The 26,756-nt window shown below is 61.2% G+C and carries 23 protein-coding genes, 1 other RNA gene and 1 pseudogene; 20 read left to right on the top strand and 5 right to left on the bottom strand.

The window, feature by feature from the left end; all coding sequences use genetic code 11:
* Together ABCN07_RS05820 and ABCN07_RS05815 are read right to left on the bottom strand one after the other, a co-directional pair.
* Positions 1 to 278 (bottom strand): annotated as a pseudogene (locus tag ABCN07_RS05820) (hypothetical protein); the annotation flags it as partial.
* On the bottom strand, positions 275 to 772 hold the full coding sequence (locus ABCN07_RS05815; RefSeq protein ID WP_343005801.1) for a helix-turn-helix domain-containing protein: 498 nt from the start codon (positions 770 to 772) through the stop codon (positions 275 to 277). The pseudogene ABCN07_RS05820 and the gene ABCN07_RS05815, both read right to left, overlap by 4 nt.
* Positions 773 to 1,142: 370 nt before the next feature.
* Between ABCN07_RS05815 and ABCN07_RS05810 the strand changes: the two genes are divergently transcribed.
* The 3 genes from ABCN07_RS05810 to prfB all read left to right on the top strand — a co-directional run bounded on the left by ABCN07_RS05810 (position 1,143) and on the right by prfB (position 8,267).
* On the top strand, positions 1,143 to 4,064 hold the full coding sequence (locus ABCN07_RS05810; protein ID WP_343005800.1) for a hypothetical protein: 2,922 nt from the start codon (positions 1,143 to 1,145) through the stop codon (positions 4,062 to 4,064).
* 244 nt (positions 4,065 to 4,308) lie between these two features.
* The gene (gene secA / locus ABCN07_RS05805; protein WP_343005799.1) at positions 4,309 to 7,134 is read left to right on the top strand and encodes a preprotein translocase subunit SecA; all 2,826 of its coding nucleotides are present in this window, start codon (positions 4,309 to 4,311) and stop codon (positions 7,132 to 7,134) included.
* Positions 7,134 to 8,267, top strand: coding sequence for a peptide chain release factor 2 (gene prfB / locus ABCN07_RS05800; RefSeq protein ID WP_343005798.1), 1,134 nt, complete (start codon positions 7,134 to 7,136; stop codon positions 8,265 to 8,267). Before secA ends, prfB begins: the two co-directional genes overlap by 1 nt.
* Before the next feature lie 196 nt (positions 8,268 to 8,463).
* On the opposite strand, the gene ABCN07_RS05795 is transcribed toward prfB, so the two are convergent.
* Positions 8,464 to 9,129: an HAD family hydrolase gene (locus tag ABCN07_RS05795; RefSeq protein ID WP_343005797.1), complete on the bottom strand. Its 666-nt coding sequence runs from the start codon at positions 9,127 to 9,129 to the stop codon at positions 8,464 to 8,466.
* Positions 9,130 to 9,359: 230 nt separating this feature from the next.
* The gene (locus ABCN07_RS05790; protein WP_343005796.1) at positions 9,360 to 10,163 is read right to left on the bottom strand and encodes a DeoR/GlpR family DNA-binding transcription regulator; all 804 of its coding nucleotides are present in this window, start codon (positions 10,161 to 10,163) and stop codon (positions 9,360 to 9,362) included.
* 405 nt (positions 10,164 to 10,568) lie between these two features.
* Here ABCN07_RS05790 and ABCN07_RS05785 point away from each other — a divergent pair, with 405 nt between their 5' ends.
* From ABCN07_RS05785 to ABCN07_RS05745, 9 genes are all read left to right on the top strand, one after another.
* Positions 10,569 to 11,021 (top strand): PTS sugar transporter subunit IIA, encoded by a 453-nt coding sequence (locus ABCN07_RS05785; RefSeq protein ID WP_343005795.1) that lies wholly within the window; start codon positions 10,569 to 10,571, stop codon positions 11,019 to 11,021.
* 3 nt (positions 11,022 to 11,024) lie between these two features.
* Positions 11,025 to 11,315, top strand: a complete 291-nt coding sequence (locus tag ABCN07_RS05780) for a PTS sugar transporter subunit IIB (RefSeq protein ID WP_293815333.1) — start codon at positions 11,025 to 11,027, stop codon at positions 11,313 to 11,315.
* A 153-nt stretch (positions 11,316 to 11,468) separates the two neighbouring features.
* A complete protein-coding gene (locus ABCN07_RS05775; protein WP_343005794.1) occupies positions 11,469 to 12,782 on the top strand; it encodes a PTS ascorbate transporter subunit IIC in 1,314 nt (437 codons plus the stop codon).
* An 81-nt stretch (positions 12,783 to 12,863) separates the two neighbouring features.
* Positions 12,864 to 13,391: a hypothetical protein gene (locus ABCN07_RS05770; protein ID WP_343005793.1), complete on the top strand. Its 528-nt coding sequence runs from the start codon at positions 12,864 to 12,866 to the stop codon at positions 13,389 to 13,391.
* Between the two features lie 101 nt (positions 13,392 to 13,492).
* Complete coding sequence (locus ABCN07_RS05765) at positions 13,493 to 14,389, top strand: dihydrodipicolinate synthase family protein (protein WP_343005792.1); 897 nt, start codon at positions 13,493 to 13,495, stop codon at positions 14,387 to 14,389.
* 142 nt (positions 14,390 to 14,531) lie between these two features.
* Positions 14,532 to 15,176: a ketohydroxyglutarate aldolase gene (locus ABCN07_RS05760; protein ID WP_343005791.1), complete on the top strand. Its 645-nt coding sequence runs from the start codon at positions 14,532 to 14,534 to the stop codon at positions 15,174 to 15,176.
* A gap of 47 nt (positions 15,177 to 15,223) precedes the next feature.
* Entirely contained in the window at positions 15,224 to 15,679 is a 456-nt protein-coding gene (locus ABCN07_RS05755) for a PTS sugar transporter subunit IIA (RefSeq protein WP_343005790.1), read from the top strand.
* 281 nt (positions 15,680 to 15,960) lie between these two features.
* A complete protein-coding gene (locus tag ABCN07_RS05750; protein ID WP_320679936.1) occupies positions 15,961 to 16,824 on the top strand; it encodes a transketolase in 864 nt (287 codons plus the stop codon).
* On the top strand, positions 16,824 to 17,780 hold the full coding sequence (locus tag ABCN07_RS05745; protein WP_320679935.1) for a transketolase C-terminal domain-containing protein: 957 nt from the start codon (positions 16,824 to 16,826) through the stop codon (positions 17,778 to 17,780). Before ABCN07_RS05750 ends, ABCN07_RS05745 begins: the two co-directional genes overlap by 1 nt.
* Before the next feature lie 219 nt (positions 17,781 to 17,999).
* Here ABCN07_RS05745 and ABCN07_RS05740 read toward each other — a convergent pair whose 3' ends face one another.
* A complete protein-coding gene (locus ABCN07_RS05740) occupies positions 18,000 to 19,013 on the bottom strand; it encodes a LacI family DNA-binding transcriptional regulator (RefSeq protein WP_343005789.1) in 1,014 nt (337 codons plus the stop codon).
* Between the two features lie 353 nt (positions 19,014 to 19,366).
* On the opposite strand from ABCN07_RS05740, the gene ABCN07_RS05735 reads away from it, so the two are divergent.
* The 8 genes from ABCN07_RS05735 to ssrA all read left to right on the top strand — a co-directional run bounded on the left by ABCN07_RS05735 (position 19,367) and on the right by ssrA (position 26,675).
* Positions 19,367 to 20,047 (top strand): transaldolase family protein, encoded by a 681-nt coding sequence (locus ABCN07_RS05735; RefSeq protein WP_293836865.1) that lies wholly within the window; start codon positions 19,367 to 19,369, stop codon positions 20,045 to 20,047.
* 225 nt (positions 20,048 to 20,272) lie between these two features.
* Positions 20,273 to 21,397, top strand: a complete 1,125-nt coding sequence (ftsE, locus tag ABCN07_RS05730; RefSeq protein ID WP_343005788.1) for a cell division ATP-binding protein FtsE — start codon at positions 20,273 to 20,275, stop codon at positions 21,395 to 21,397.
* Positions 21,384 to 22,331, top strand: a complete 948-nt coding sequence (ftsX, locus tag ABCN07_RS05725; RefSeq protein ID WP_320679932.1) for a permease-like cell division protein FtsX — start codon at positions 21,384 to 21,386, stop codon at positions 22,329 to 22,331. Before ftsE ends, ftsX begins: the two co-directional genes overlap by 14 nt.
* Positions 22,332 to 22,339: 8 nt before the next feature.
* Positions 22,340 to 24,436, top strand: a complete 2,097-nt coding sequence (locus tag ABCN07_RS05720; RefSeq protein ID WP_343005787.1) for a VacB/RNase II family 3'-5' exoribonuclease — start codon at positions 22,340 to 22,342, stop codon at positions 24,434 to 24,436.
* Positions 24,433 to 25,299 (top strand): hypothetical protein, encoded by an 867-nt coding sequence (locus ABCN07_RS05715; RefSeq protein ID WP_343005786.1) that lies wholly within the window; start codon positions 24,433 to 24,435, stop codon positions 25,297 to 25,299. Before ABCN07_RS05720 ends, ABCN07_RS05715 begins: the two co-directional genes overlap by 4 nt.
* Positions 25,292 to 25,762: an SsrA-binding protein SmpB gene (smpB, locus tag ABCN07_RS05710; protein ID WP_293815347.1), complete on the top strand. Its 471-nt coding sequence runs from the start codon at positions 25,292 to 25,294 to the stop codon at positions 25,760 to 25,762. The genes ABCN07_RS05715 and smpB overlap by 8 nt, the downstream gene beginning before the upstream one ends.
* A gap of 135 nt (positions 25,763 to 25,897) precedes the next feature.
* Positions 25,898 to 26,128, top strand: a complete 231-nt coding sequence (locus tag ABCN07_RS05705; protein ID WP_343005785.1) for a phosphopantetheine-binding protein — start codon at positions 25,898 to 25,900, stop codon at positions 26,126 to 26,128.
* Positions 26,129 to 26,310: 182 nt separating this feature from the next.
* Positions 26,311 to 26,675, top strand: a transfer-messenger RNA (tmRNA) gene (gene ssrA / locus ABCN07_RS05700).
* Positions 26,676 to 26,756: the final 81 nt, after the last annotated feature.

The following is a 26,756-nucleotide window of genomic DNA, read 5'->3' as shown; positions in this document are numbered from 1 at the left end:
GTCTCGCGGCGTATGCCGCGCCTCGGCCCCATCTCGCCCATCATCTTGAGCGCGGTCTTGTCGGCTGTGCGCGCGCCTCGCTCGGCGCGCAGGCACATCGCGACCTGCCGGTGCCCGCACCCGTTCGGCGTCCTCGAGAATATCTCCCTGGCCGCGTCCCACAGCTCCGGCCTGGTCGGCCTCCTCGGGTGGGCCAGCGCGTAATAGTACGTCGAGCGGGCGAGCCCGGCGCACTCCAGCTGGTCGGACAGGCCGTACCGCCCCGAAAGCCCGCTCACGGCCGCGGCCCTCTCGCGGCTCGAAAGCGCTTCTCCGCCTTCAGGGCGATCGATTTTTTTAGGTAGGCGACCTGGGCCTCGAGCCTCGCCACCTCGCGCTCGAGCCGCTGCTCCCGCGTCGTCCGGGAGGCGCCGGCCCCCTTCGGCCTGCCCTTGGGCCGGGGCCTGAGCGCCTCGGCCCCGCCCCCGCGGTACCTGCGGCACCAGGCGTCCAGCGGCGACTTGGAGGCTATGCCGAGCTCCCTCATGACGTCGGGCTTCGCCCGCCCCGAGTCGACCACGGCGCTCGCGGCGGCCACCTTGGTCTCCCAGTCGTACGACCTCTTGTGTCCCATGTCGGGCAGGCCCTCCCGTCCAACCGAGCGGAACGTCTGCTCCCATTTTCTCACGGAGTTCGGGGAGACCCCGAGCCTGCGGGCGACGGCCCTGCGGCCGAGCCCCCTCTCGAACATGTCGGCGGCGGCGGACCTGACGCCCGGACCGTACGTGGTCATAGACAAGCCTCCCATTCCTCGGACTTTAGTTTTCTGTCCAAGAAATGGGAGGCAGTTCAGGATGCGATGGCGGGGCGCCTTTTGCTTAGCACCTCTTGATATCCCTTGTCGTCGGTCTGTGCCAATTTAGGTATATCCCTTTGCTTGTGTCTTACCTATAGATATACCGTTCACCGTTCACCGGTAGTAATTTCTCTGTTTTTCGCCAGATCTTCTCGTTAGTTTTTGGCAAATGCCTGGTAAAAGCGGCTGGGCATTTATTCATGCAGAGGGTCTGACAACCGCTTACGGGTTAATTAGGCTCAGTGGACAGTATTGTTTACTCGCGGTTGTAGTCTTCGAGTCCCAATTAGTTATAGGAGGGACTCCAATGAACGATAACGGTGCTCGCGGCTACAAAGTCGTTGCCTGTTCGGCTTCTTCCGGTGAAGAGACTGTTAGTGTGAAAGAGGGTAAGGGGAGAGGGAGAAAGAAATCGTCATCTCGATCAGCTTCTTCCCTGTCTATTGTCGAGCGAACTCGTCTGGTTACAGATCTTTTGAGATCTTTGGCGCGCGATCGCCTCCTTGTTCTTTCCTCTGAGAAGGGCTTGGGGAAGCATGTTCTCGCTTCCCAGCTCATTGGTTCACTTACTGCGTCTGGATATGAGACTACTTGCATCCGCCTTGCCGGGGTTTCTTCCGATACGGCTTGTCGTAAATTGCGAGCTCGAATGAAAGAGAGCGTGGCTCGCCTGTCTCTTGACGGCGCAAGCGGTCAGCTTCTGGTCATTGATGGCCTTTGGGGGATGGAAGACCCATATTTTGGAAGAGCCACTCGAACAATATGCTCGGCTGTGTTTGGCAACTGCCTGGTATTAATTGTTCTCCGCGAGGATTCTGAGTCTCTCCTCGAGTTTCTTCCGCCTTGTAGAGTTGTTAGAGCTGGCGATTTGATTGTCGATGATAGAGAGCTGTCTGCCTGGGAGCCCATGTTGGGTGGGCTCTCGGCTAAGGATGCCATGCGCTGTACTCACGGCATTCCTTCTCTCATCTCGAACCTTCGGGTCACGCGTGTTTATCCTGGCCGCATTCCTTCGGGCTCTTATTGGAATCGTTGCGTTGCCGACCTATTCTCTAATGCTTTGCGTTCTAGCCTGATTGAGGAGGAACTTGAACTCCGTCTGGTCCTTCTCGCTCTTGGTAAGGGCGAGGTATCTAATCTGTCTTCTCTTGGGATTAGGGTTTCAGGCGACATTCTGGCTGAAATCGCCGAGACGTGCCCCCTATTTGGTATCGACCTAAGAAATGACCGATTTGACGTTGTCCCGTGCGAAGACTCCGTTGTAGCAAAGGCGTTGATTGAACGCGAAAAGGGCAATGAAACATTAATTGCATCTCTAGTGAAGCATCTTGCCGCCAACGGAAAGATGAGAAGGGCGAGCGCGATCGCCCTTGCATCAAGTGACAAACGCATCCTTAAGTCTCTTGTCGGCGAGTATCCGCTCGAAATGATTGATGCTGGGCTTACTGGGACTGTAGTAAGGACCGTGCTTGCCTCAGGTCGCGATCCAAGGATGTGTGCCGCCGCCAGAATCATTGAGCTCTTCGGCGTAGGGAAGGACTTTTCTGGCGTTGCTGATGCGGCTGCCGGATTCATGATTTCAGGTGAGCGTGCCAAGATTCACGAGCAGCAAATCGAACTGCTGGAGGCGATGCGTCGCTGCCGGTCCGAAAAGAGCGGCTCACTATCTCCCAGTTGGTTTGATTCTTCCATGTCGTCAAGCCTTCCTCTAGTGGGCAAACTCGCTCTTATAGGAAAGGCACTCTCCCTTGGATTCGATATGTCGTTTGTTGAAGCGTTTAGGGAGATGCTGCTTGCGAAAAATGATGCTGCTGAATCCAGTGATCCCTCTGCGCTCTCGGCAGTCCTCGCAATCTATTTCGAGGCAGCGCGCGAAATAGTCGGGGATCCGCCAAACCTTGGAGACACGGCGACCGTTGCTCGAGCGGAGGAGTTGCTCGCCGGCGACGTGCCGCCTCAGATGAGGAACTCGACACATCTTGTCCTCTCAGCAGCACGGCTTCTCTCCGGAAGTGCTGATGGCTCGCTTGACAGCGATCGCTGTGCGTCGAGCTATGCTGCGCGAGGAGAGTGGCGGGCTGCTTCGTGGGCAAACATTGCGGGGTGTTTTTCGGATTTCGCGTCGGCGAGTTTCAGACGCGCCCATGTCCATGCTGCGGCGGCATTTGGATATGCAAAGACCGCGGGAGATGAAAAGGCAATTGTTGTTGCCCGCATTATGGAGCGCGCAACGTTGCTAAAGTTCGGGGAAAGCGGCGACTTGGGCTCGGCGTGGGAAGTTGGTACCTCGGAAGCGAGCTCGGATTTAGTGCTGCTGGATAGACTGCACGAAGCTCTGGGGCGAAGAGACGCCGAAGACGTGTCAACGCTTATCGACGAAATGGGAGAAACTACCCCAAGTCTAAGCAGCAAAGTGCTCGTCTCCTATTTGGCAAAATATGACGGGGCCGTGGGGCAGCGCATTCTACGCGAGCTGCCGCCATCATGGGTGCCTAATGGAGAGCCATCGTGCGTGGGACAAGGTGATGCGAGCGTCGCGTTTCATGCGTCGCCGCAAAACTCCACCGTACCGCTTGCGGAGGGGCTCGATCCTGGCGGCGACCCTGTCCTCGACGTGAATGTGCTGGGAGGGTTTTCGGCTCGAAAGGGAGGCGTCAAGATACGGGAGGGCGCATGGAGAAGGAGAAGGGCCCGTGATCTTCTTGCCATGCTCGCTCTGACTCCGGGACATACGATGTCTCGGGCGGAGGCAATCGTTCAGCTCTGGCCCGAAATGGATCTTATTCGAGGTAGGGAGAGCTTCTATAGCGTGCTGAGCGCCTTGCGTGCGGCTTGTGGCCAGGTTGCGGGAGAGATCGACTACATAGCAAGCGGTCAGGGCCGAATTTGGCTTGACGAAACGTTGGTTCGGTGCGACGTCGACGAATTCGAGCGTCTCGCAAGGCTAATTGTGGGTGGTGGTCTGCCGGAAACCGAGGTGGTGGCCCTATGCCTCAAACTTGAGGGGCTCTACCGCGGGGGTTCCTACGTGCCTGTTAGCGATCCGGACGGGAAGTACCGACGCCGACACGAGGAATTGTCTCAGCGCTATGTGGATGCGATGCTCAAAGGGTCTGAGGCGGCGCTGAGGCTCAATGACGAACGGCAATCGAAGTGGTTCCGCGAAAACATGAGGATGGAAGCTGGGGCTACCTCTGGAGCAAGGGTCGATAGATCGGCTCTTGGATGACTGGCTCGGGGCGTCCTGGTCCGAATACGCCGTGGCCAATCACAAACTGGCAGAAGAAACCCGATTGATATGGGAGGCGCGCGGGGGGGGGCAGCCCCGCACGCGGCGAGAACGGGTGCGCATATTGTGGTGCGGAATTGCTCGCCTGACGCATGGACGAGCAACGGCTAAAGTAAATACTGACTAAAAAGAATGCTGGGGGCATGCTCGCCCGCGTGGACCCGGAAGACAATAGGGGAACGACATGGCTGGTCTCTTTTCGAAGATCTTGTCCATTGGCTCTGATAAGGAGCTGAGGGAGTACAACGCTATTGCCGATGAGGTCGCGAAGCTTGGAGACAAGTTCGCGAAGATGGATGATGAGGAGCTTTCGGGCCAGACCGTGCTTTTCCGCGAGCGCCTCGATAAGGGCGAGACGCTGGACGATCTCCTTCCCGAGGCGTTCGCTTGCGCTCGTGAAGCTTCGGATCGCGTCCTTGGTATGCGTCACTTCGACGTGCAGGTCGTGGGTGGCATCGCGCTCCATAGGGGAACCATTGCTGAGATGAAGACCGGCGAGGGCAAAACCCTCGTGTCTACGCTTGCCGGTTATCTCAATGCCCTTTCTGGCAAAGGCGTTCACATTGTCACGGTGAACGACTACCTTGCTCGCCGTGATTCCGAGTGGATGGGTCAGCTCTATAACTTCCTTGGCCTTGAAGTTGGCTTGCTACAGAACGGCATGCCTCTCGCTGACAAGGCTCCCGCCTATGCGGCCGATGTTACGTATGGCACCAACTCTGAGTTTGGCTTTGACTACCTGCGTGACAACATGGTCACTCGCGCCTCCATGCGCGTGCAGCGCGGCCACAATTATGCGATTGTCGATGAGGTCGACTCCATCCTTATTGATGAGGCTCGTACGCCGCTCATCATTTCCGGCGCTGGCACGAAGTCCGCTGATACCTACAAGGACTTTGCCCGCGCGGTTCGCGGCCTCGTTCGAGCCGAGGAGCCCGAGCGCGATCCGCTGGGTGGCCCTGTGCCCGAGCCCGATGGCGACTACATCATGGACGAGGCAAAGCACACCATCGCCGCGACCGAGCAAGGCCTTCGCAAAATCGAGGAGCGTCTCGGCGCAGACATCTACTCCGACCTCTCTGGTCAGCTCGCCAATCACCTCCAGCAGGCGCTGAAGGCCCAGTACATGTTCCATCGCGACAAGGACTATGCCGTTCTCGACGGCGAGGTCAAGATCGTTGATGAGTTTACGGGTCGCATCATGGAGGGTAGGCGCTGGTCCGAGGGCCTGCACCAGGCTGTTGAGGCAAAGGAAGGCGTGCTTGTTCGCGAAGAGAACCAGACGCTGGCGACCATCACCCTCCAGAATTATTTCCGCCTCTACGACAAGCTCTCTGGCATGACGGGCACCGCCATGACCGAGGACGCGGAGTTCCGCGAGATCTACAAGCTCCCCGTTACCGAGATTCCGCCCAACAAGCCGGTGATTCGCGTCGATCACGATGACCGTATCTACCGCAACGTTGACTATAAGTTCCAGGCCGTCGCCACCGATGTGGAAGAGCGCCACGCCAAGGGTCAGCCCGTCTTGGTCGGCACAGTTTCCATCGAGAGCTCCGAGCGCCTTTCCAAGATGCTCACGCAGCGCGGCATCAAGCACGAGGTCCTTAACGCTAAGTTCCACGAGCGCGAGGCCCAGATTGTTGCCCAAGCTGGTCGCGAGGGTGCCGTTACCATCGCCACTAACATGGCGGGTCGAGGCACGGACATCCTGCTTGGCGGTAATCCCGTTGAACTTGCCAGCCAGCTTCTTGCCGAGGAGGGCCTCACCGAGGATTCTGCTACGCCCGAGCAGCTTGCGGATGCCAATAAGAGGGCCAAGGAGTCTTGCGCCGAAGAGCGCGAGCGCGTCCTTGCTGCCGGCGGCCTTGCGGTTATCGGCACCGAGCGTCATGAGAGCCGCCGCATTGATAACCAGCTGCGTGGCCGTTCCGGACGCCAGGGCGATCCCGGCGAGACGCAGTTCTATCTCTCCCTCGAGGATGACCTCATGCGCCTCTTCGGCGCCGATCGTATGGATCGCATCGCCGCGATGATGGCGAAGTATGATATGCCGCCCGACATGCCCCTCAAGGCCAAGATGGTCTCCAAGGCCATCGAAGGTGCCCAGCGCAAGGTCGAGGAAATCAACTACGCCATGCGTAAGAGCGTCCTCGACTACGATGATGTCATGAACCAGCAGCGTCAGGTCATCTACGAGGAGCGTAACAAGATTCTTGACGGCAAGGATCTGACTGAGCACATCAGCGAGGTCACGAGCGCGACCGTCGAGCGCGAGGTTCGCGAGTTCTGTCCCGAGGGTGCTGCTATCGAGGATTGGGATCTCGATGGTCTTCGCTCCTGGGCCAAGGAGCTCACTGGAGAGGACGGCCTGCCCGAGCTTTCTCGCGAAGCAGATACCTCTGACGTCGTGAAGGTTATGGACGAGTACGTCGAGAGCCTCTATGCCAAGCGTACCGAGGACCTTGGCGAGGAGATTACCCAGCGCCTCGCGGCCCAGGTTATGCTGCGCGTTATCGACACGCGTTGGATGACGTATCTCCAGGAGATGGACTATCTCAAGACGGGCATCGGCCTTCGTGGTTTTGGCCAGCGCGATCCTCTCGTCGAGTACAAGCAGGAGGCATACGCCGCCTTCAGCCAGCTCGTCGACACGATGTATGAGGACTTCCTCCGTACGATGCTGCACATTCGTCGCAACACCGTGCCCGCCCAGAACTCGCAGATGGCTCCGTCTGCCCTCGAGGGCGCGCGCTACTCTGGCCCCGCTGAGGTTGATGGCGATTCCGGTGCCCGCACTTCCACCATCTCTCGGGCGAAGCGGACGGCTCCCGCTGTTCGCGCAGAGCGTCGTGACGCCGCGGCTCCCTCGCCGAAGGCCTCCGATGCCAAGCCGCATACCTACCGCAAGGCGGACGACCCTGATCCCTATGTGGGCATTGGCCGCAATGACCCCTGTCCTTGCGGCAGCGGCAAGAAGTTCAAGAACTGCCACGGGAGAAACCGCTAGTGTCTGAGGTCGCAAACGAGAGAATCGATGCTCTGGAAAGCAGGCTAGCCGAGGTCGAGGGTTATCTCCATGTGGAGGAGGCCCGCGGAACGGTGGCCGAGCTTGAGCGCCAGAGCGCTGAGCCCGGTTTTTGGGATGACGCGAACGCCGCCCGTGAGACGATGGCGAAGCTTGCCCGCGCGAAGGAAGACGTCGCAGGCATTGACGCCGCGCATGCGAAGCTCGAGGATGCCCGTGCCGCCTGGGAGCTCGGACAGGAGATGGAGGACAAGGACTTGCTCGCGGAGTGCGAGGCCAACCTCGACTCCCTCGAGCATGACCTCTCTGAGCTCGAGCTCGCGAGTTGGTTTACGGGCGAGTTCGACGGTGGTGATGCCATCGTCAACATAACGCCTGGCCAAGGTGGTCTCGAGGCGCAGGATTGGTGCAGTATGCTGCTGCACATGTATCTGCGCTACTGTGAGCGACGTGGCTGGAAGGTCACCATCAATGATGCTCCCGTGGCGGAGCAGATCGGCATTGATCGCGCCACGATCACCGTGTCCGGCAAGAACGCCTATGGCATGCTGCGCGCCGAGCAGGGTGTGCACCGTCTTGTCCGCATTTCTCCGACGGATGCCAAGAAACGCCGTCAAACTACTTTCGCAGGCGTTGAGGTCCTTCCGGTTCTGCCAGATGACATCGAGGTCGAGATCGATCCCGGTGAGGTTCGCGTGGACGTCTACCACGCGAGTGGTCCCGGTGGTCAGGGCGTCAACACGACGGATTCCGCCGTCCGCGTCACGCATCTGCCTACGGGTATCGTTGTGACGTGCCAGAACGAGCGCAGCCAGATTCAGAACAAGGCTACGTGTATGCAGATTCTCCGCTCGAAGCTCTATGAGCTCGAGCTTCAGAAGCGTGCCGAGGCACTCGACGAACTTCGCGGACCTAAGACGGAGATTGGCTTCGGCAACCAGATTCGCAGCTATGTGCTTTATCCCTACCAGATGGTCAAGGACCTTCGGACGGGTTGCGAGACGGGTAATGTCGATGCCGTGCTGTCTGACGGCGATCTCGACCCGTTTGTCGTTGCGTATCATCGCTGGGTCGTGGGTGGCAAAGAGCCTGCGAGCATTACTGACGAAGACTAGTGAGCGCGCCCGGGAACTAAAAGACCAGCAAACGCGTCCTAGACCATAAGACTAGCAAGCGCGCCCTGGAACCAAATGGGTTCAGGGTGCGTTCTTGTATCGCGTTGGCACGTATGTTCAGGGCGCGTTCTTGTGTCGCGTTGGCACGTATGTATGTTTGGCGAGCAAAGCCCCGCAGTGTGGAGCCGCCCAGAGCTTATGCCAGCAGGACTTCGCGTAGTTCGTCGATGGAGTCTACCACGGCGTCTGCGTCGGCCTCTTCGAGCTCGGCGCGCTTGTGTGTGCCAAAGGTGACGCCGATGCTTACCGTGCCCGCGGCGCGGGCGCCCTGAATGTCATAGAAGCGATCGCCGATCATGACGCATTGATCGGCACTAGCGCCGAGCTTCTCCATGACCATGCGGATGAGCTCGGCCTTTCCTCCTCCGTCGACATCCTCCTTGGCAAAGACGCAAGAGAAGAGGCTGTCTAGGCCAAGATCTTCAACGCAGAAGTTAAGTCTCATCCGGGTCTTAGAGCTTGCAATGGCCAGCTTCTTCCCGTGTTTCGTAAGGTCCTCCAAAAGGGTGCGCATTCCGGGGTAGAGCTCGTGGCTTGCAGGATTCTTCCAGTCATAGAGCTCGAAGTATCGGTTGGTTATGGCGAGGTCTTCCTCCTCGCTAACGCCATAGATGGTTGCGAAGGCGCCGGGGTAGGGAGGGCCGACAACACGGCCCACGTCGCCCATCTGCTCGGGCGTGAATCCTGCTTCGGAAAGTGCCTGCGTTGCGGCGGCGACGATGTAGCCCTCCGTGTCCGCGAGCGTGCCGTCGAAATCGAAGATGATGACAGACCGGCCGTGAAGATTGTTCTCTTGAACCATGGGACTCCTTGAGTTCGTCACTCGAAATGCCCGAGGCGGATTTGCTCGTACGTGGCAATCGTTGGCGCGCGGACGGATTGGGGCGCGGGCGGATTGGCGCACAAGTGGTGCGCCTGGCACGCAGTTGCGTCTGGCACGGCGGTGCGCCCGGCGCACAAGCGGTGTTCCTGGCACGCAGATGCGTCTAACGCGGAGATGCGTCCGGTGCGCGGGGGCGCCCACCGCGAGGCTTATAGAAGCCCTGGCACTTCGTCCGCCTCAACCTCGAGGCCGGGCTCGGCGCGGATGACCCTGCTTACGCCATGGGCTAGAAACGCGGAGACCTCCTCAGGGGTTGCGCCGGTGTCGGTGATGAGGGTATCGATGTCATCGACCGTGCCAAATGGGAAGCTTGAGGTTCGGCCAATCTTCGAAGAATCTGCCACGAGGAAGTGCTCGTCTGATTGGGAGAGCATGAGCGCGTTGACGACGGGCTCCGGGGCGGTTGCGGAGGTTATGCCATCGGCGACAGAGATGGCGGTACAGCCGAGGAAACACTTCTTCGCACGGATGCCCCGCACGTTATCCATGGCGATTTCTCCCGTCATTGAGGCGCGAGGCGGCCTAATCTCCCCTCCGGTAAGAAGGATGGAGAGAGCGGGGTGCTCGCCCATAAGGAGGGCCTTGCCGTTGTTGGTGACGACGGTGACATCGCGCGCCTCAATGAAATCGATGATTGAGAGAGCCGTCGAGCTGCCATTGATGAATATGCAGTCGCCGTCGCAAACGTACTTCGCCGCCTCGCGGGCAATGGCTCGATTGGCCCTGACGCGCTGGGATCCTGATGGGCGCCCAAGCGGATTGAGGAGGGAGGCGCTTCCATGCTGGCGCGAGAGAACGTGGCGGCTCTCGAGCCAGTCAAGATCGCGCCTGATCGTGAGCTGCGATACCTCGAAGTGCTCTGCCAGCTCCGCTACGCTTGCTTGCCCGTCTCGCTCGAGGAGGGCCATGATGGCGTCTCGTCTTGCCGCTACGAACGCATTGCTCCTTCGCATGGATTCAGCTCTCCTTTTATGAACGTTATAGAAGCTCGTTGAACATTCCGATCTATTTGATCGGCACAGGGGTGAGTTTACGAGAGAACAACCATAAAACACAACGAACAGATTCATAAATCGGCGAACGGCAGAACGAATATTCTTTTATGTGCGAGACGAACTAAGTATACGAACGGAAGTTACAAACAATTTGTCGAAATATCAAAACGACGAACTATGTAATTCGAGATAAAAGCGTTGTTTAGCTGCCAAAATACTACCGGTCGCGGTTAAAACGCAGTCGCTTGGCGACATGAATACCGTTCGTAAAAAATTAGTCGCCTGGACACCGATGGGTGTGGAAAAATCGTCAACGTAACGTTCATAAGACGTATATGTGCGTCAATAAAGGAGGGCGAGCGGATGCTAAGCGATCTTCTTGATCCGAGCCTGGTGCAGCTCAACGTCGATGCTGCCGACTGGAAAGATGCCATCTACAAGGCTACCCAGCCCATGGTCGATGGCGGCATGGTGACCGAGGGCTATGTCGCCGACATCATTAAGGGCAAGGAGGAGCTGGGCTCCTATTTCGTGCTGACCGAGCACGTCGCCCTTCCACATGCACGCCCAGAGTGCGGTGCCCTCGAGAGCGCCATCGGCATTGTCACGCTGAAGACGCCCGTCGAGTTTGGCTCCGAGGCCAACGATCCGGTGAAGTACCTCTTCCCGCTCGCGGCCAAGGACAGCGACGCGCACCTGAGCGCCCTGCAGTCCCTCGTTGAGCTTCTTGCTGACCCGGATTTCTTCGATCAGCTTGACTCCGCCAACACGCCACAGGATGTCATGGACCTCGTCCATGCTAAGGAAGGGAAGTAACAAATGTATCGTGCACTCGTCTGCTGCCGCGCCGGCATGGGCTCTTCGATGATGCTCAAGATCAAGTGCGATCAGGTCATCAAGGAGCACAACCTCCCCATCGAGACCGAGCACGGCAACCTCGACTCCATCAACGGCTTCAACGGTGACCTCGTCATCACGATGAGCGACCTCACCGAGGAGCTCTCCCATGACTCTCGCGTCCCGTCTGCCGTGGGCATCACGAACATCGTGAACAAGGGTGAGATCACCGAGAAGCTCACCGCTTGGGTTCAGGAGCACGACGCCAAGTAGGCGTCTGAGGTCATTCCGGCGGCGCGAGCCTTGAGCGAAGCGCTTAGAGCTTGCGCCCGCCGGGCCCCTCGCACAAATCGTTTCGGCTTAGCCGGATGGGTCAGAGCCCGTCCGTTAGGTAGTTTTGTCCAAATCAGCTGAGAGGAAATCAACATGCTTGATGCCATTCTCGCGCAGCTCAGGGACACGTCGGTGATCATGGGTGTCATCGCCCTCGTCGGCCTCCTGCTGCAGAAGAAGTCCGCGGTGGACGTCTTCTCCGGTACCGTTAAGACCATGATTGGCTTTATGGTCTTCAACATCGGTTCCAGCGCCATGAGCTCCCAGGTCACCGTCTTTTCTGACATGTTCAGCCGTGCCTTCCAGGTCTCCGGCGTTGTGACCCAGGTCGAGGTTGCGACCTCGCTCGCTCTCCAGACCTACGGCACCGAGGTTGCCATGGTCATGGTTCTGGGCTTCATCATGAACCTGGTCTTCGCTAAGTTCACGAAGTTCAAGGCCGTCTTCCTGACCGGCCAGCACTTCCTGTACTTCGCCTGCGTCCTCGCCCTCGTCTTCATCTCGCTGGGCGCTCCGTTCATGGTCACCGTCATTCTCGGCGGTGTCATCCTCGGCTTCTGCGGCGCCGCTCTTCCGACGCTCTGCCAGCCCTTCGTCAACAAGCTCGTTGGCGATGACTCCATCGCTATCGGCCACTTCAACTGCATCGGCTATGCCTTCGCCGGTTACGTGGGCAAGCTCTTCGCCAAGAAGAGCGCCGACGGCGAGCTTGATGCTCCCCAGGCCGAGGAGAAGCAGCTCCCCGAGTTCTTCAAGCTCTTCAAGGACTTCGTGTTCTCCGTCGCCCTGTTCATGATCGTTCTGTTCTACATCGTGACCATCGCCTGCCTCGTGACTGGCCACTTCGGTGACGAGCTCGCCTCTGGCAAGGCCTTCACGTCCTACTTCGGCAACGATCTCTGGTTCATCTGGCCGTTCCTCGCTGGCCTGCAGTTCGCCGCTGGCATGTCCGTCCTGATCTACGGCGTCCGTCAGTTCATCGCCGCCATCACCGAGGCCTTCGTCGGCATCTCCGAGAAGCTCATCCCTGACGCTCGCCCGGCCGTTGACTGCCCCGCCATCTTCCCGTTCGCCCCGAACGCCGTCATCATCGGCTTCATCGGCTCCTTCCTCGGCGGCCTCGTCGCCATGGCCCTCATGGTCGCCTTCCACAGCGAGACCATCATGATCCCGGCTGCTGGCATCTGCTTCTTCTCTGGCGGCACCTGCGGAGTCTGCGGTTACGCCTACGGTGGCTGGAAGGGCGCCTTCCTCGGCTCCTTCCTGGTCGGCATCTTCCTGTGCGCTGGCCCGCTCGTGCTCTACCCGGCCTTCGCCCGGCTTGGAATTGCTGGCGCTTCCTTCCCGAACGTTGACTACAACATCGTCGGTTCGATCATCTACGAGATCGGTCACTTCTTCGCCTAAGATCTGCCGTTCTAGCGGCCCCGGGGTGGCACAAAGCGTCGCCTCTCCCGGGGCCGCACCCTTTGACCTAGGAGCTATCTCATGGCCGACAAAGACAATCAGCAGGAACGTGACGTTGAGCTGAGAATCGAGGAAGACCGCACCCGCCTGCTCGTGTGTGGGCTGGGCCTGCTTGTTCTCGTCTTCGCCATTCTGTTGGCGGCGGTCTGCGCCTACGCGTTCGCAGACGTCACGGGAAACATCGCGCTGTTGCTGGTCGTGGTTGTCGCCATCACCGCCGTTTGGTTCATCTCGAAGCGCATGGGCCGTTTGCTTGGCAAGTACGCCGCGCACGTCGGCGTCTGCGATTTCGGCGCGAGCGAGCTCACGATTTACGAGAAGGCCGACGTAACGAAGGCCGTTGTCATTCCCTACAAGCAGATCAAGGGCTATTCGACCGTGCGTCAGGGCTCGTCACTCAGGTTGCTCCTTTGGGGTAGCTGGGTCACCCATCCTGCGGGCTACGAGTACGTGGGCATCACGAGGCCCTTCATGAAGGACACGCTCGATGACCTGGAGGGCCAGATCGAGGAGTGCATGGCTCGTCATCACGTAAAGAAGCACAAGTAGTAGTTAATTCGCATGGCCGGTTCCTGTCGGGCGCCAGGTCAAGCGCAGACCGGTTGGCCGAGCACTCTCGCGAGCGCCAGGCCAAGTGAGAAGGAGAAAGCATGGCAACGTTTAGCGGCGTCATCGTGCCGATGGTCACCCCGTTCAACCGCGACGAGAACCAGTCGATCAACTATGAGGCGGGCGAGCAGCTCGTCGAGAAGCTCATCGCCGGTGGCGCGAGCGGCATCTTCACCTTTGGCTCCAATGGTGAGTTCCACGTCTGCACTCCGGACGAGCGCATTGAGTTCTCCAAGTTTGTTATCGAGAAGGTTGCTGGCCGCGTTCCCGTCTACGTGGGCACTGGCGCCTGCTCCACGCACGATGCCGTAGAGATGTCCAAGCGCGCCGAGGCCATCGGCGCTGACGCCCTCTCCGTTATCAACCCGTACTTCATGGGCATTAGCGATGACCAGCTCAAGGGCTATTTCGAGACCGTCGCCGCGAGCGTCTCCATTCCCGTGATGCTCTACAACATCCCGAAGTCCACGGGCAAGAACATCCCCGCCTCCGTCGTCGCAGAGGTCGCTCAGATCGACAACGTCCGCGGCGTGAAGGACAGCTCCGGCGACATGGAGAACCTCAAGAGCTACATCGAGGCCTCCGCTGGCCACGACGTCGACGTGATTGTGGGATCTGACGGCAAGATCTCCGCCGCTCACGCGCTTGGCGCCACGGGCGCGATCGCTGGCACCGGCAACCTCATCACCGAGGTCGTCGTCAACCTCTGGAAGGCCCTCGAAGCCGGCGACGACGCCGAGGCCCAGCGCCTGCAGGCTGAGGTCGAGCCGATTCGCGACATCCTTCACCTCGGTTCCACGCCTCAGACGCTCAAGCGCTCGCTCGAACTCGCCGGCTATCCCGTCGGTCCCGCCCGTTTCCCGGTAAACGAGGTCGCTGATGGCGTCGACGAGAGGATCGTCGCGATGCTCGATCACTACTGTATCAGCCACGAGTAGGGTCCCGGGCGCGCCTGGCCCGCTGGCAGGCGCATCCGTCCCACGCGCCGCGGCCCGTCCATGGGCAGGCACCGCGCGACAGCATCAGTCATCCGTGCGTCATCGAAGGGGAGGCGCACGGGCAAGGATAGGGGAGTTAATCATGAAGATGCAGAAGGCGGCCATTACTCAGGCCCTTTACGACACATGCGCGTTTGCCGTCGTGCGCGTTCCCACCATCGAGCGCGGCCTTGAAATCGCCCGCGGCCTGCTCGCTGGTGGCGTTAAGGCCATGGAGGTCAGCTACACGCTGCCGAATGCCGGCGAAGTTATCGCCGCCATCAAGGAGGAGTGCGGAGACGAGATGATCATCGGTGCGGGCACCGTCATGGATCCCGCGACGGCTCGCATGGCCATCATGGCCGGCGCCCAGTTCATCGTCGCGAACTGCTACTCCGAGGGCGTTTCCGAGATCTGCAACCTCTACCAGATCCCCTACGCGCCCGGCTGCACCACGATGACCGAGGCCAACCACGCGCTGGCCACCGGCGCCGCCTTCGTCAAGTGCTTCCCGATCTCCAACGTCTATGGTCCGAGCCTCGTCGGCCTGTTCAAGACCCCGACGCCCTGGATGCCGCTCATGGCCTCTGGTGGAATTAACCTCGATAACCTCCACGAGTGGATCGAGAAGGGCATTGATTGCGCCGGCATGGGTGGCCTGCTTACCAAGGGTTCCGAGGAGGAGATCGCCGCTAACGCCGCCGCCGTCCGCAAGATCATCGACGAGACGCGCGCTGCCGCCGAGTAGCCTGAATCTCGGGTATTTGGCGGGCGAACGCTGGGATGGATGGTTAGATGACGGTTGGCATGGACGCGTCGCAGGTTCTGTATGGGGCAAAGGCCGCTTCAAGGGAGGAGCTTCTCGCACGACTGAGCGAGAAGGCGGTCGAGCTCGGGTTTGCCGATGACGCCCGCGCCGTGTATGAGGCCTTTCTCGGGCGTGAGGCTCTGGGCGCAACGGGCTTCGTGAATGGGTTCGCGATTCCGCACGTCAAGTCTTCCGTCGTGAAGCGCCCTGGAGTCATTGCCGTGACGCTTGCCGAGCCGCTGTCATGGCCCTCGTACGACCATTCCGACGCGGGCACGGTCATCGCGCTGTTGATTCCCGAAGACGAGGCGGGGGAGACCCACCTCAATCTCCTCTCGCGCACCGTTGCCATGATCATGGACGAGCACATTCGCGAGCTTCTTGACGCCGCTGCGGACGCCGGGCAGCTTGCGAGCGTGATTGACGAAGGCCTGGGGCGGTAAGGCAGGCCTTCGCCGACATGGCGACGGCGCCTCGGACAGGGGTCCGGGCGAGATAACGAGACATCGAGGGGCGCGGCCCGCACATGCGGCCGCGCCCCTCATTGCTTTCGCGGCAATTCTATGTAATTGATGGCTTTGTTAAGCCTTTCACCTGCAGCTTTATCGAAATTTCTTCCAAAAGAGCGATGGCGAGGGGTGCCGCATGGGATACACTGAGCGCGACGTTCCTCTGGAAAAGCAACGTTTAATTCTGTCGGTAACCATTAGACCAAAGGAGTCTCATGGAAGAGAAGGAGCAGAAGGAGCTCGAACTGCTGGCGGCTAAGGTTCGCCGCGACGTCGTCGAGATGCTGCTGCACCGTGGCTACGGCCACCTGGGCGGCTCGCTCTCCATCGTCGAGGTCATGGCCGTTCTCTATGGCAAGCAGCTCAAGCACGATCCCAAGAACCCCAAGTGGGAGGACCGCGATCGCCTCGTGCTGTCCAAGGGCCACGCCGGCCCGGCCTGGTACTCGGTTCTCGCCGAGCGCGGCTTCTTCGACCGCGACATGCTGTTCACCCTTAACGATGGCGGCACCAACCTGCCGAGCCACCCCGACCGCACCAAGACCCCGGGCGTCGACATGACCACGGGCTCCCTCGGCCAGGGCTGCTCCACCGCCGCCGGCATTGCCACCGCTCTCGCCAAGAAGGGCTCTGACTCCTACACCTACCTCATCGTGGGCGACGGCGAGCTCAACGAGGGCCAGTGCTGGGAGGCCTTCCAGTACATCGCCAACTACAAGATGGACAACCTCATCGTCTTCATCGACGACAACAAGCGTCAGCTTGATGGTTGGACCAAGGACATCATGAACCCGTTCGACTACGTCGCCAAGATGCAGTCCTTCGGCTTCTACACCCAGAAGGTCAACGGCCAGGACGTCGTGGCCGTCGACGCCGCCATCACCGAGGCCAAGCAGCACAAGGGCGAGGCCCTCTGCATCGTCCTCGACACCGTCAAGGGCGCTGGCGTCAAGGCCTTCGAGGAGATGGAGAGCAACCACGCTCCCAAGTTCAACACGCCTGAGCTCAAGAAGACCGCCCAGGATGCCGTTGATGCCCTGAACGCCCAGGTTGAGAAGCTTGAGGAGGAGATCGCCTAATGTTCAAGCTCGCTGAGGACCGCAGCGCCACCGGCGCTGACCTTCGCAATGTGGTTATGGGCACCCTCCAGAAGCTCATTGCTGAGAACGACAAGATCATGATGCTCGAGGCCGACCTTGGCGGCGCCAGCAACTCCCTCAAGATCAAGGAGTCCAACCCGGACAACTTCATCGAGTGCGGCATCTCCGAGGCCAACATGATGGGCGTTGCCGCCGGCATGTCTTCCGAGGGCTACATCCCGTTCGTCCACACCTTCGCGCCGTTCATCGCGCGTCGTGCGTTCGACCAGGTCTTCCTCTCTGGCGCCTACGCGCACAACACCATCAACATGTACGGCTCTGACCCCGGCTTCTCCGTCGCGGCCAACGGTGGCACCCACACCTCCTTCGAGGATGTCGCCATCATGCGCACCATTCCGGGCGCTCGCGTCTTCGATGTCGCTGACGCCGTGCAGATGGCTTGGGTCGTCGAGGCCTGCGCCGGCATGCCTGGCATCAACTACTTCCGCGGCGACCGCAAGGCCATCCGCAACGTCTACGCCGAGGGCTCCACGTTCGAGGTTGGCAAGGGCAACGTCCTTTGCGAGGGCTCCGACGTGCTGATCATCTCCGCCGGCCGCCTCGTCTCCGACGCCCTCGACGCCGCCGAGGAGCTCGAGAAGCAGGGCATCTCCACCGAGGTCATCGACATGTTCTGCATCAAGCCGCTCGATGAGGAGCTCATCCTCTCCGAGGCCAAGGGCAAGAAGGCCATTGTGACCTTCGAGAACCACGGTGTCATCGGTGGCCTGGGCGACGCCGTCGCGTCCGTCCTCGCCGAGAACGCCGTTGCCGTGCCCTTCAAGCGCCACGGCATCGTCGAGCAGTTCGGCCAGGTGGGCACCGCTGATTGGCTCCAGAAGGAGTTCAAGCTCACCGCCGCTGATCTCGAGGCCACCGTCAAGAGCCTTCTCTAGTCTCTGACGAAAGCCACTAGGTAAGCCGAGGGGTGCCGGGCATATGCCTGGCGCCCCTTTTCTGTTGCGGGCGATGTCGGGGTGGGTCGCGCGGCGGCAGCCCCTGCGGTCGGGGGGGGGTGGGCCACGCGGCGGCAGCCCTTACGATCAGGGGCAGGCCGCGCGGCGGCAACACATGCGGTCGCTGCGGGTCGTGCGGTGGCAATCCTTGCGGTTAAGCTAGAGCGTGGAGGCCATCCACCTCGTGCGGCAGGAGAGAATCTCCTGCCTGGGGCGTGCGTCCTCGTTGTCCAGGAGTTCTAGCAGCATTTGGCAGGCGAGGCGGCCTTCCTGACGCACCGGCTCGATGATCGTCGAGATCGTGGGCGTCGTGAGGGCGGTCCACTCCGTGCAGTTGAGGCCCAGAAGACCAATCCTGTCTGGCATGAGGTTGCGGCTGTTCTCGAGGGCTTGGAAAACTCGGGAGAGAGCCCACTGGTTCTGGACGAAGATGAGCGTGCGATGCGCGGGGGAGAGCGTGTACTTGAACTTCTCGTAAAGCTCCGTTACCGAGGGCCCGTCATGGTCGATGGGTATCTCGGTGTAGTCGATGTTGTGCGCGGAAAGGACGTCTGAGAATGCGCTCGAACGCTCGATGCGCGTGCGGAGCGACATCTGCGTAGAGGGCGCGGCGACGCTCACAAAGCGGTCGTAGCCCGATTCGATGCAGGTCTGGATCGCAGTGTAGACGCCATCGTATAGATTTGCCTTAACCCAGCTGGTGGAGAGATCAAACGTATCGCAGTCGAAGAAGACCACGGGCCGTCCAGCCCTGCGGACGCGGTCGTGAATGGCCTTGAAGTTTGACGTGGGCTGGATGATGAAGCCGTCAACGCCGAGCGAGAGCAGCTTCTCGACGCAGGCTTGCTCGTTCTTGCGGCTGAAATTGGTGCCGCAGACAACGGTCTGGAAGCCCACATCACGTGCGACGCTCTCGACTCCGCTCTGGATCTGGCCGGCCCACAGGTTCGTGTTGTCGAGCAGCACGAGGCCAATAACGTGGGTTGGCTTGCCAGAGAGTGCCTGGGCCTGAGCGTTGGGCACGTAACCCGTTTCGCGGATTGCCGCCGCGATGCGTTGCTGGGTGGGGGCGCCAAGCTTCTCGAGCTTGCCGTTGAGGTAATAGGAGACTGACGCCGTCGAAGTTCCCGCGAGTTTCGCAACGTCGACGATCGTGACCCTTCCTGCGGCCATGTCTGCCTCCTCCGTAACGGTCAAGAAGTCTTCGCCTACGCTGGCGGAAAACGTCAAATACTTCTTGACAATCATTGCGCTGAACAAATCAAGAGTATACGCGTTTGGTTAATCGCGTAACGAAAATAGATAATTAGCGTTCTACCTGGCCGTTTACCGACATGCTCTAGCAAATGACTCCCAATACGCATACATTTAACATGTGGTTAGGAGCCCTGGGGCTATAGTATCGAGGGCTGGTTTCGCTCGCCAAGGGGGAGGGCGGAGCCAAGCTGGTCTGCTCGCGATGCGACGGACCCAGGTCCCACTATCACCAAAGAGACGTAACAGCGAGATGAATTGGGAGGATCCGCATGAAGTTCTTCATCGATACCGCCGACCTTGACGAGATTCGCGAGGCTGAGAGCTGGGGCATCCTTGCCGGTGTCACCACCAACCCGACTCTCTACGCCAAGACGGGCGGCAAGCTCGCGGACTTCGAGAATCACATGGCCAAGATCTGCGAGATTTGCAAGGACATCCCCGTCTCTGCCGAGTCCACGGCCGAGACCACCGAGGAGATGATCGCCGAAGGCCGTCGCCTCGCCGCCATCGCCCCGAACATCGTCGTTAAGCTCCCGATCTGCGAGGCGTCTCTGCCTGCGACCCACGTGCTTGCCACCGAGGGCATCCGCGTCAACATGACGCTGATCTTCTCCGCTCCGCAGGCCCTGCTCGCTGCCAGCGCCGGCGCTCGCTACATCTCGCCGTTCGTCGGCCGCTTCGATGACATCGGAGATGACGGCATCGAGCAGCTTGACACCGTCGTTACCTGCGTCAAGAACTACGACTACGGCTACTGGGAGCAGGAGGACGGCCCGGAGATCATCACCGCCTCCGTCCGTACCCCCAACCACGTGACCCAGGCCGCCCTCATCGGCGCTGACATCGCCACCGTGCCCTTCGCCGCGCTCAAGAAGTGCGTGCACCACCCGCTCACCGATAAGGGCCTCGCGTCCTTCAACGCTGACTGGGAGAAGGTCAAGAACGCCTAAAGGCGGACTCGCGCGATTTGCCTGCGCCCCCGAGTGTGACTCGGGGGCGCTTTTTGTGTCGCGCATTCGAGTGATGGGTCCTTTAGTTCGAGCGGCGGGGGCTTTAAGCTGCATAAAGCGTGTGCCGAGGGGAAACATCGTGTGTGGCCTCTGTGGGGCGAACCTCGGCTTTGCTATTATGGAGCGCGTATCTGCCTTCCTATCGCGCGAAAAAAGGAGCAATAAGTGGCCAACCACTTCCGCAGCAGCGAGGGACAGGACGGCATGGACGGTCAGCAGCCTGACGTCGCCACGCCGTACGTTTCGCAGCCCGACGTCGCACCTGATGCGACGCAGGCCACCCCTCCGCAGGCCCCTGTTGAGCCTGCCTATCAGGCTCCCGCCGAGCCTGCCACCCAGGGAACCGCCTATCAGCCGCCGGTTATGCCGGCGCCCCAGAAGATGAGTTCCATCGCCTCTCAGATCGCGGACCCGTTTGCTAGCGCTGACGGTCTCGACGTTATGCCCAGTGCTGACTTCACTGCTGGTGCCTCGTTCGATTCCGATGCCGGCGCCTCGTTTGACCCGAGCTCAGAGGCCGGTTTCACCACGACCTTCGCCCCCATCACCAAGGAGGAGGACACCTCGCAGGTGAATGCCGGAGGCGTTCCGGTCATCTCGTTCCAGGGCGTTTCCATGGTCTATCCGGCACAGCCCAACAAGCCGGCGCTCGAGAACGTCGACATCGACGTCTACGCGGGCGAGTTCGTCTTCCTCGTGGGCCACTCCGGCTCCGGCAAGTCGACGCTGCTCAAGCTCATCACTCGCGAGCTCAAGCCCACCCACGGCCGCGTCATGGTCGCCGGTCAGGACCTCACCTCCATGCGTAACTGGAAGGTGCCGTACCTCCGCCGCCAGATTGGCTGCGTGTTCCAGGACTTCAAGCTCCTGCCTGACAAGACGATCTTCGACAACGTGGCGTTCGCCCTCGAGTGCATCGGCAAGCCGCGCTCCGTCGTCAAGGCGCAGGTCCCCGAGGTGCTCCGCCTCGTCGGCCTGGGCGAGAAGATGGATGTCTACCCCGACCAGCTCTCCGGCGGCGAGCAGCAGCGCGTCTCCGTCGCCCGCGCGATGGTCAACCGCCCGCCGCTGCTCGTCTGCGATGAGCCCACGGGCAACCTCGACCCGGCGATTTCGCTGGGCATCATGAAGCTGCTCGAGCGAATCAACCGCACGGGCACCACGATCCTGATGGCGACGCATGACCGCCAGATGGTTGACACCATGCGCAAGCGCGTCATCGCGCTTGAGGCCGGCCACGTCGTTCGTGACCAGGAGAGGGGAGGCTACGGCTACTATGGCGCCGTCTAACTTTGGTTATTCGCTCCGCGAAGCGGGGCATCACTTCGTGCGCAACGGCTCCACCACCTTTGGCGCTGTCGTGACGATCTTCCTGTCTCTGTTCATCATCGGCCTGTTCGCGATGGGCTCCGTGCTGCTCGATGGCATGGTTGGTACCGTCGAGGACCAGGTCACCATCCAGGCCTTCCTTTCTGACGATGCGGCCGACGCCGATGTCGACACCCTCCAGACCAAGATTGAGGGCTGGGATGAGGTCGACTCCGTTACCTATAAGAGCAAGGACGACGCCCTCGCCGAGTATCGTGAGACCATGACGAAGCGCAACGCCGCCGATGCCGTGGCCGCGCTCGATGACCGCAATCCCATTCCGGCTTCGCTCGTCATCAAGCTCAAGGACCCGCAGGACGTCGAGGGCGTGGCAAAGCGCCTTGGCTCCGATAGCGACTTCGCCAAGGTCGCAGACGTCACCAAGTCTGACGACGGCACCACCTCTGATCCCGCTGACCAGGTCCAGTACGGCCAGGGCACCGTCGAGCGCCTCTTTACCGTCACGAACTGGATTCGCATCATCACGCTCGTGCTCGTCGTGCTGCTCACCTTCGTGGCCTTCGTGTTCATCAACAACACGATTCGCCTCTCCATCTCCGCGCGCCGCCGCGAGATCGCAATCCAGCGTCTCGTGGGAGCGTCGAACGGCTTCATTCGCGGGCCGTTCCTCATGGAGGGCGTGCTCCAGGCCATTTTCGGCTCCGTGCTCTCCATCGCCGCGCTCGAGGTCATCCGCCGCTTCGGCCTGCCGATGCTTGCCGAGCGTATCTCGTTCCTCAGCTTCACGGTGTCGACTCACGCGACGCTCTCCACGTATGGCCTGCTCGTCGCCATGGGCCTCATCATTGGTCTCTTTGGCTCGATGATCGCCATGAGGCGTTACCTCAAGGTCTAGGGAGTTAGATGGCCCACAAGCGTCATAAAAAGTCGTTTGCGAAGCATGCCGGTCCCACGCGGGGCCGGCATGCGGCGTTAGCGGGAACGCTTCACGTCGCGCGTCCCGGATCAGCCACGGTCGAGACTGCCGAGGGCACCTTCCTCGTGGCTCGCGGCGGCCTTCGCGAAGGAATGGACGGTGACGAGGCTACCGTCGTGCTCGTGCGTCGTGGCCCGGGTGACCCTCAGGCCGTGGTCCAGGGGGTGCTCCATCGCGCTTGCGAGCGTTTCGTGGGAACCTTCGAGGTCGCGGGGCCGCTGGGTGCCGTGGTGCCGCTCGACGAGCGCATCCGTCGCGACTTCTTTGTCTTGCCGGACGATAAGAGCGCCGAGGCCCTGGGCGTTGCCGAGGGCGATGTGGTCGAGGCGCGCATCCTCACGTATCCCGCTCGTTATGAGGCTGGCGTGGTTACGCTCGAGCGCCGCGTTGGTAGGCCTGACGGCCTTGACCTTCCTATCGAGCGCATCGTCGCGAGCAACGGCCTCGCGGTGCACTTTGGCGAGTCCGCGCTGAAGCAGGCGGAGGGGATTCATGAGGACGCGGCCGAGGTGCTCGCCGCGCAGCCTTGGCGCGAGGACTTGCGTGACTTGCTTTGCGTCACGATTGACCCGGTTACGGCGCGCGATTTCGATGACGCCGTTTCTTGCGAGAGGCTTGCCGGCGGCGGCTACCGTCTGGGCGTCCACATCGCCGACGTCTCGCACTACGTGCGTTGGGGCGATTCCATCGACCTGGAGGCTCGCGCCCGTACCTGCTCGACCTATCTCGTTGATCGCGTGCTTCCCATGCTCCCCGAGCGCCTCTGCGACGACGTTTGCTCGCTCATGCCTGGTCGAGACCGCCTCGCCATGAGTGTCTTTGCCGACCTCGACGCCGTGGGCAGGATTCGCTCGTCCCACGCGTGTTGCTCGGCGATTCACTCGAAGGCGCGCTTTAGCTACGGCGAGGTCGATGACGTGCTCGAGGGACGTGCGGATGCGAGTGCCCTCGCGTGCGAGGAGGGCGTCCCGGCGAATGCCGTGGCAGATGTGCTCCGCGCTCTTGACGAGGTCGCGGCGAAGCGCCGCGAAGTTCGCCGCAAGCGTGGCTCAATCGACTTCGATAGCGTCGAGGCGAAGGTGGAGCTCGACAACGAAGGTCGCCCGACGGGAGTCTCCGTGCGCGCGCGGACGCGAGCCACCTCGCTCGTCGAGGAGGCCATGCTCGTGGCTAACGAGGTTGTTGCGGACATGCTCGCGGGCCATGAGGAGCTGCCCTGCGCTTTCCGCGTCCATGAGCAGCCGTCCCAGGACCCGCTCATGGCGACGGTGCCCGTCTTGCGTGAGCTCGAGTTGCTTCGCGCGGGCGAAGCCGAGAAGCTTGTCTCGGGAGACCCGTTCGTCATTCAGGCGTTGATCGACCGGTCGGAGGGAACGCCGGCCGAGGCGCCTGCGAACGCGCTGCTCCTGCGCGCGCAGAAGCGTGCCATCTACCTCCCTAGAAATGATGGCCACTACGCGCTGGGGGCTAAGGCGTACTGCCACTTCACTTCTCCTATCAGGCGCTATCCTGACGTGACGGTGCATCGTGCGCTTAAGGCACTTATGGGGCACGGTGGAGACGCGGGCCTCGATAGGCGCGCGCGCAAGTCCGCCACTACCCTCATGCCCCAGCTCTGCCGCACCTGCTCTGACCGCGAGAGAGTTGCGGACGCCGCCGCGCGCGAGAGCCAGAAGGTCAAGATGGCCGAGCTTATGGCCGGTCACGTGGGCGAGAGCTACTCGGGCGTCGTGACGGGTGTCGCCAGCTACGGGCTCTTCGTCCGTCTTGACGAGACGTTTGCGGAAGGCCTTCTGCCCGTTCGCGCTCTTGGCGAGGAATGGTTCGCCTACGATGAGGGTAGGATGTGCCTCACCGGAAAGGCGTCTGGCAGGAGCTGGCGCTTGGGCCAGCGCGTCGCCGTCACGGTCTCCGGGTGCACGCCCGAGAAGGGCCAGATAGACTTTGCGCTCGCGAAAGGCGGAAACGCCGGCGCGGGCTCTCTCTGCCGGGCTTCGGGCGCGGCGCGAAAGGAAACGAAATGAGCGAACGCACTAACCTGACGGAAGAGCTCGAGGCTGCGGAGGGCCTGATTGCGGCCGGCGAGGGCGAACTCGCGGTCGAGCTGCTAGAACGCCTTGCTGACGATGCGGAGGAGTACGCGGACCGCAATTGCGTTGCGAGCGAGGACGAGCAGTGGTTCAGCTTTCCCACACCGTTCGAGCGCCTCTGCTATCGCCGCATCGAGGGGGATCCGCGCGAGCTGCATGACGTGGGTGAGCCGCTCGACCGGCTCTATGCCGATCTCGCTTTCGTTCTTGTGAGCGAGGGCGACTACGCCGGCGCGACGGAGGCCCTCCGCCAGGCAGTGCGCTGGAATCCCGTCGACTGCGCCTATCGCCTTGACCTCGCCGAGCTCTATCGCACCAACGGCGACCTTGACGAGTACCTGGGCCTGACCTACTCGGTTTTCGAGCGTGCGAGTGACGTGCGCCACCTCGTGCGAGCCTACTGCAACTTCGCCAGGCACTTCCAGGACACCGGCGCGGATGCCGCCGCGGCCGCGTGCCTGCGCTGCGCCCGCAGGCTCGACTGGCAAGACGACGTCCTCGGCGGCCTTCTCTCGCGTGTGAAGGGCACCCAGTCTGACCCGGATCTCCTCACGGATGACCAGGCCGAGGGCGTTCTTGCCGAGCAGGGCCTGCCTGCTGGTGCGAACATCGACGTGGTGATTTGCCTGCTCTCGTGTGCGATGGAGGCCGCCTCGCAGCGAGATCGCAGCCTTGCGACGAACCTCACCGTTCGCGCGCGCGACCTTGTGGGGGCTCCCGCGGTGAAGTCGCTCCTCGAGATGATTCGCGACACTGACGTTGCCGGTTATGGGAGTGACTATAATGCCTATGCCTAAGAAGCGCGAGCGTAAGAGCATCGCTCGCAACAAGTCGGCGCGCCATGAGTACGCGATCGAGGAGACCTTCGAGGCGGGCCTCGTGCTTAAGGGCACCGAGGTGAGGAGCTTGCGCGAGCGCGCGTGCCAGATCACGGACTCGTTCTGCCTTATCCGCAACGGCGAGTGCTGGCTGCATGGCGTGCACATCCACCCCTTCAGCCACGGCTCGATCTTCAACGTCGATTCGGACCGCAAGCGAAAGCTCCTGCTCCACCGCAAGCAGATCGACTACCTTGACGGCAAGCTTCGCACCAAGGGCATGGCGCTCGTGCCGCTCGAGATGTACTTTGACGAGCACAATCGCGTTAAGCTCGTGATCGGCCTCGCTCGAGGCAAGAAGCTCTACGACAAGCGTGCGGACATGGCGAAGCGCGACGTCGACCGTGAGATCGCGCGCACGCTAAAGGAGCGCAACCGCTAGCGCTGACGCCGCCTCGTGCGACGTCATCGGGCGTCTTCTGCCATTTGGTGATTGCCGCGTGCGCAGGCGGCGCTCATGGGTATAGTTAGGCGCGTCAACCAGGGGCCCGCGGGCCCAGGCGAGAAGGGGGCCACCATGGCCGAAGAGTCCACGTTTGACCGCATCGTCAAGATCGTTAAGGAGCAGGACGGCCTCGAGGACGTTGAGGTCACGTCCGATACCAAGCTTACCGACCTTGGACTTGACAGCCTGGCTATCGCCGAGGCGATCATGTCCTGCGAGGACGAGTTTGGCATCGAGTTCGACGGCGAGGAGATTCCTGAGACCTTTGGCGACCTCGTCGAGATGGTGGACGCGCTCGCCTAGTTCTGGGTAGAATCACTCCACGCGACTTCTTGGGTCGCGTATGGCGGTGCGCCTCGTACGGCACTTGGGTGCTGCGTCCGTGGTGCGCTTGCCTTGGCGCTCCGGCGCCACTTGTTCTTTGTCAACTCGCATGGTGGCCAGCGGCCGGGCAAGACCCGTGCCGAGTCCCCGTCCACACCCGTGGGGGCGACTGGTTTCGACAGGGTGGTCCTGAGGTGGGCAGCAAGCCGTGGTCTCCTCGCCACGTTAAACAGGGGTACCGTCAAATTGAATTGACGACAACTCTTTCCAGGGCTCTTACGCCCTCGCTGCTTAATTAATTAGCGGCCGTCGAAGTGGGGGTTTCTCCTGCTCCCGCGGAGACGTCATTTTAGGGAGATGCTCGTGCGGACGTCGTTGGTATGCCGCTCGATAAGATTGAACCAACTGGGATGCAGAGCGCGGGTCACGGAGTGTGACGCATCCGAGACTTAATCGGTGACTGAGCTTGGAGACACCTGCCAGGGGACTGTTCTGGACCGGAGTTCGATCCTCCGCGCCTCCACCATGTCTGTTGCGCCCCGTCCGCGATTTGCGGGCGGGGCTTTTTCATGCCGCGCGGTGGCGAGGCGGAGCGGTGGCGAGGCGG

The sequence above is a fragment of the Collinsella sp. 1033st1_E11_1033SCRN_220408 genome (genome assembly GCF_039062465.1).
In the GTDB taxonomy this organism is placed as follows: domain Bacteria; phylum Actinomycetota; class Coriobacteriia; order Coriobacteriales; family Atopobiaceae; genus Parolsenella.
The sequence above is the reverse complement of the archived record's forward strand: the minus strand, read 5'-3'. Positions and strand labels throughout refer to the sequence as shown.

Excerpts from the sequence above, each read along its gene's own strand:
- ABCN07_RS05720 (WP_343005787.1), top strand. The coding sequence starts at position 22,340 with ATGGCCCACAAGCGTCATAAAAAGTCGTTTGCGAAGCATGCCGGTCCC.
- ABCN07_RS05740 (WP_343005789.1), bottom strand. The coding sequence starts at position 19,013 with ATGGCCGCAGGAAGGGTCACGATCGTCGACGTTGCGAAACTCGCGGGA.
- ABCN07_RS05790 (WP_343005796.1), bottom strand. The coding sequence starts at position 10,163 with ATGCGAAGGAGCAATGCGTTCGTAGCGGCAAGACGAGACGCCATCATG.
- secA (WP_343005799.1), top strand. The coding sequence starts at position 4,309 with ATGGCTGGTCTCTTTTCGAAGATCTTGTCCATTGGCTCTGATAAGGAG.
- ABCN07_RS05795 (WP_343005797.1), bottom strand. The coding sequence starts at position 9,129 with ATGGTTCAAGAGAACAATCTTCACGGCCGGTCTGTCATCATCTTCGAT.
- ABCN07_RS05770 (WP_343005793.1), top strand. The coding sequence starts at position 12,864 with ATGGCCGACAAAGACAATCAGCAGGAACGTGACGTTGAGCTGAGAATC.
- ABCN07_RS05810 (WP_343005800.1), top strand. The coding sequence starts at position 1,143 with ATGAACGATAACGGTGCTCGCGGCTACAAAGTCGTTGCCTGTTCGGCT.
- ftsX (WP_320679932.1), top strand. The coding sequence starts at position 21,384 with ATGGCGCCGTCTAACTTTGGTTATTCGCTCCGCGAAGCGGGGCATCAC.
- ABCN07_RS05715 (WP_343005786.1), top strand. The coding sequence starts at position 24,433 with ATGAGCGAACGCACTAACCTGACGGAAGAGCTCGAGGCTGCGGAGGGC.
- ABCN07_RS05785 (WP_343005795.1), top strand. The coding sequence starts at position 10,569 with ATGCTAAGCGATCTTCTTGATCCGAGCCTGGTGCAGCTCAACGTCGAT.
- ABCN07_RS05815 (WP_343005801.1), bottom strand. The coding sequence starts at position 772 with ATGACCACGTACGGTCCGGGCGTCAGGTCCGCCGCCGCCGACATGTTC.
- ABCN07_RS05765 (WP_343005792.1), top strand. The coding sequence starts at position 13,493 with ATGGCAACGTTTAGCGGCGTCATCGTGCCGATGGTCACCCCGTTCAAC.
- ABCN07_RS05705 (WP_343005785.1), top strand. The coding sequence starts at position 25,898 with ATGGCCGAAGAGTCCACGTTTGACCGCATCGTCAAGATCGTTAAGGAG.
- ABCN07_RS05745 (WP_320679935.1), top strand. The coding sequence starts at position 16,824 with ATGTTCAAGCTCGCTGAGGACCGCAGCGCCACCGGCGCTGACCTTCGC.
- ABCN07_RS05750 (WP_320679936.1), top strand. The coding sequence starts at position 15,961 with ATGGAAGAGAAGGAGCAGAAGGAGCTCGAACTGCTGGCGGCTAAGGTT.
- smpB (WP_293815347.1), top strand. The coding sequence starts at position 25,292 with ATGCCTAAGAAGCGCGAGCGTAAGAGCATCGCTCGCAACAAGTCGGCG.
- ABCN07_RS05775 (WP_343005794.1), top strand. The coding sequence starts at position 11,469 with ATGCTTGATGCCATTCTCGCGCAGCTCAGGGACACGTCGGTGATCATG.
- ABCN07_RS05760 (WP_343005791.1), top strand. The coding sequence starts at position 14,532 with ATGAAGATGCAGAAGGCGGCCATTACTCAGGCCCTTTACGACACATGC.
- ABCN07_RS05735 (WP_293836865.1), top strand. The coding sequence starts at position 19,367 with ATGAAGTTCTTCATCGATACCGCCGACCTTGACGAGATTCGCGAGGCT.
- ABCN07_RS05755 (WP_343005790.1), top strand. The coding sequence starts at position 15,224 with ATGACGGTTGGCATGGACGCGTCGCAGGTTCTGTATGGGGCAAAGGCC.
- ABCN07_RS05780 (WP_293815333.1), top strand. The coding sequence starts at position 11,025 with ATGTATCGTGCACTCGTCTGCTGCCGCGCCGGCATGGGCTCTTCGATG.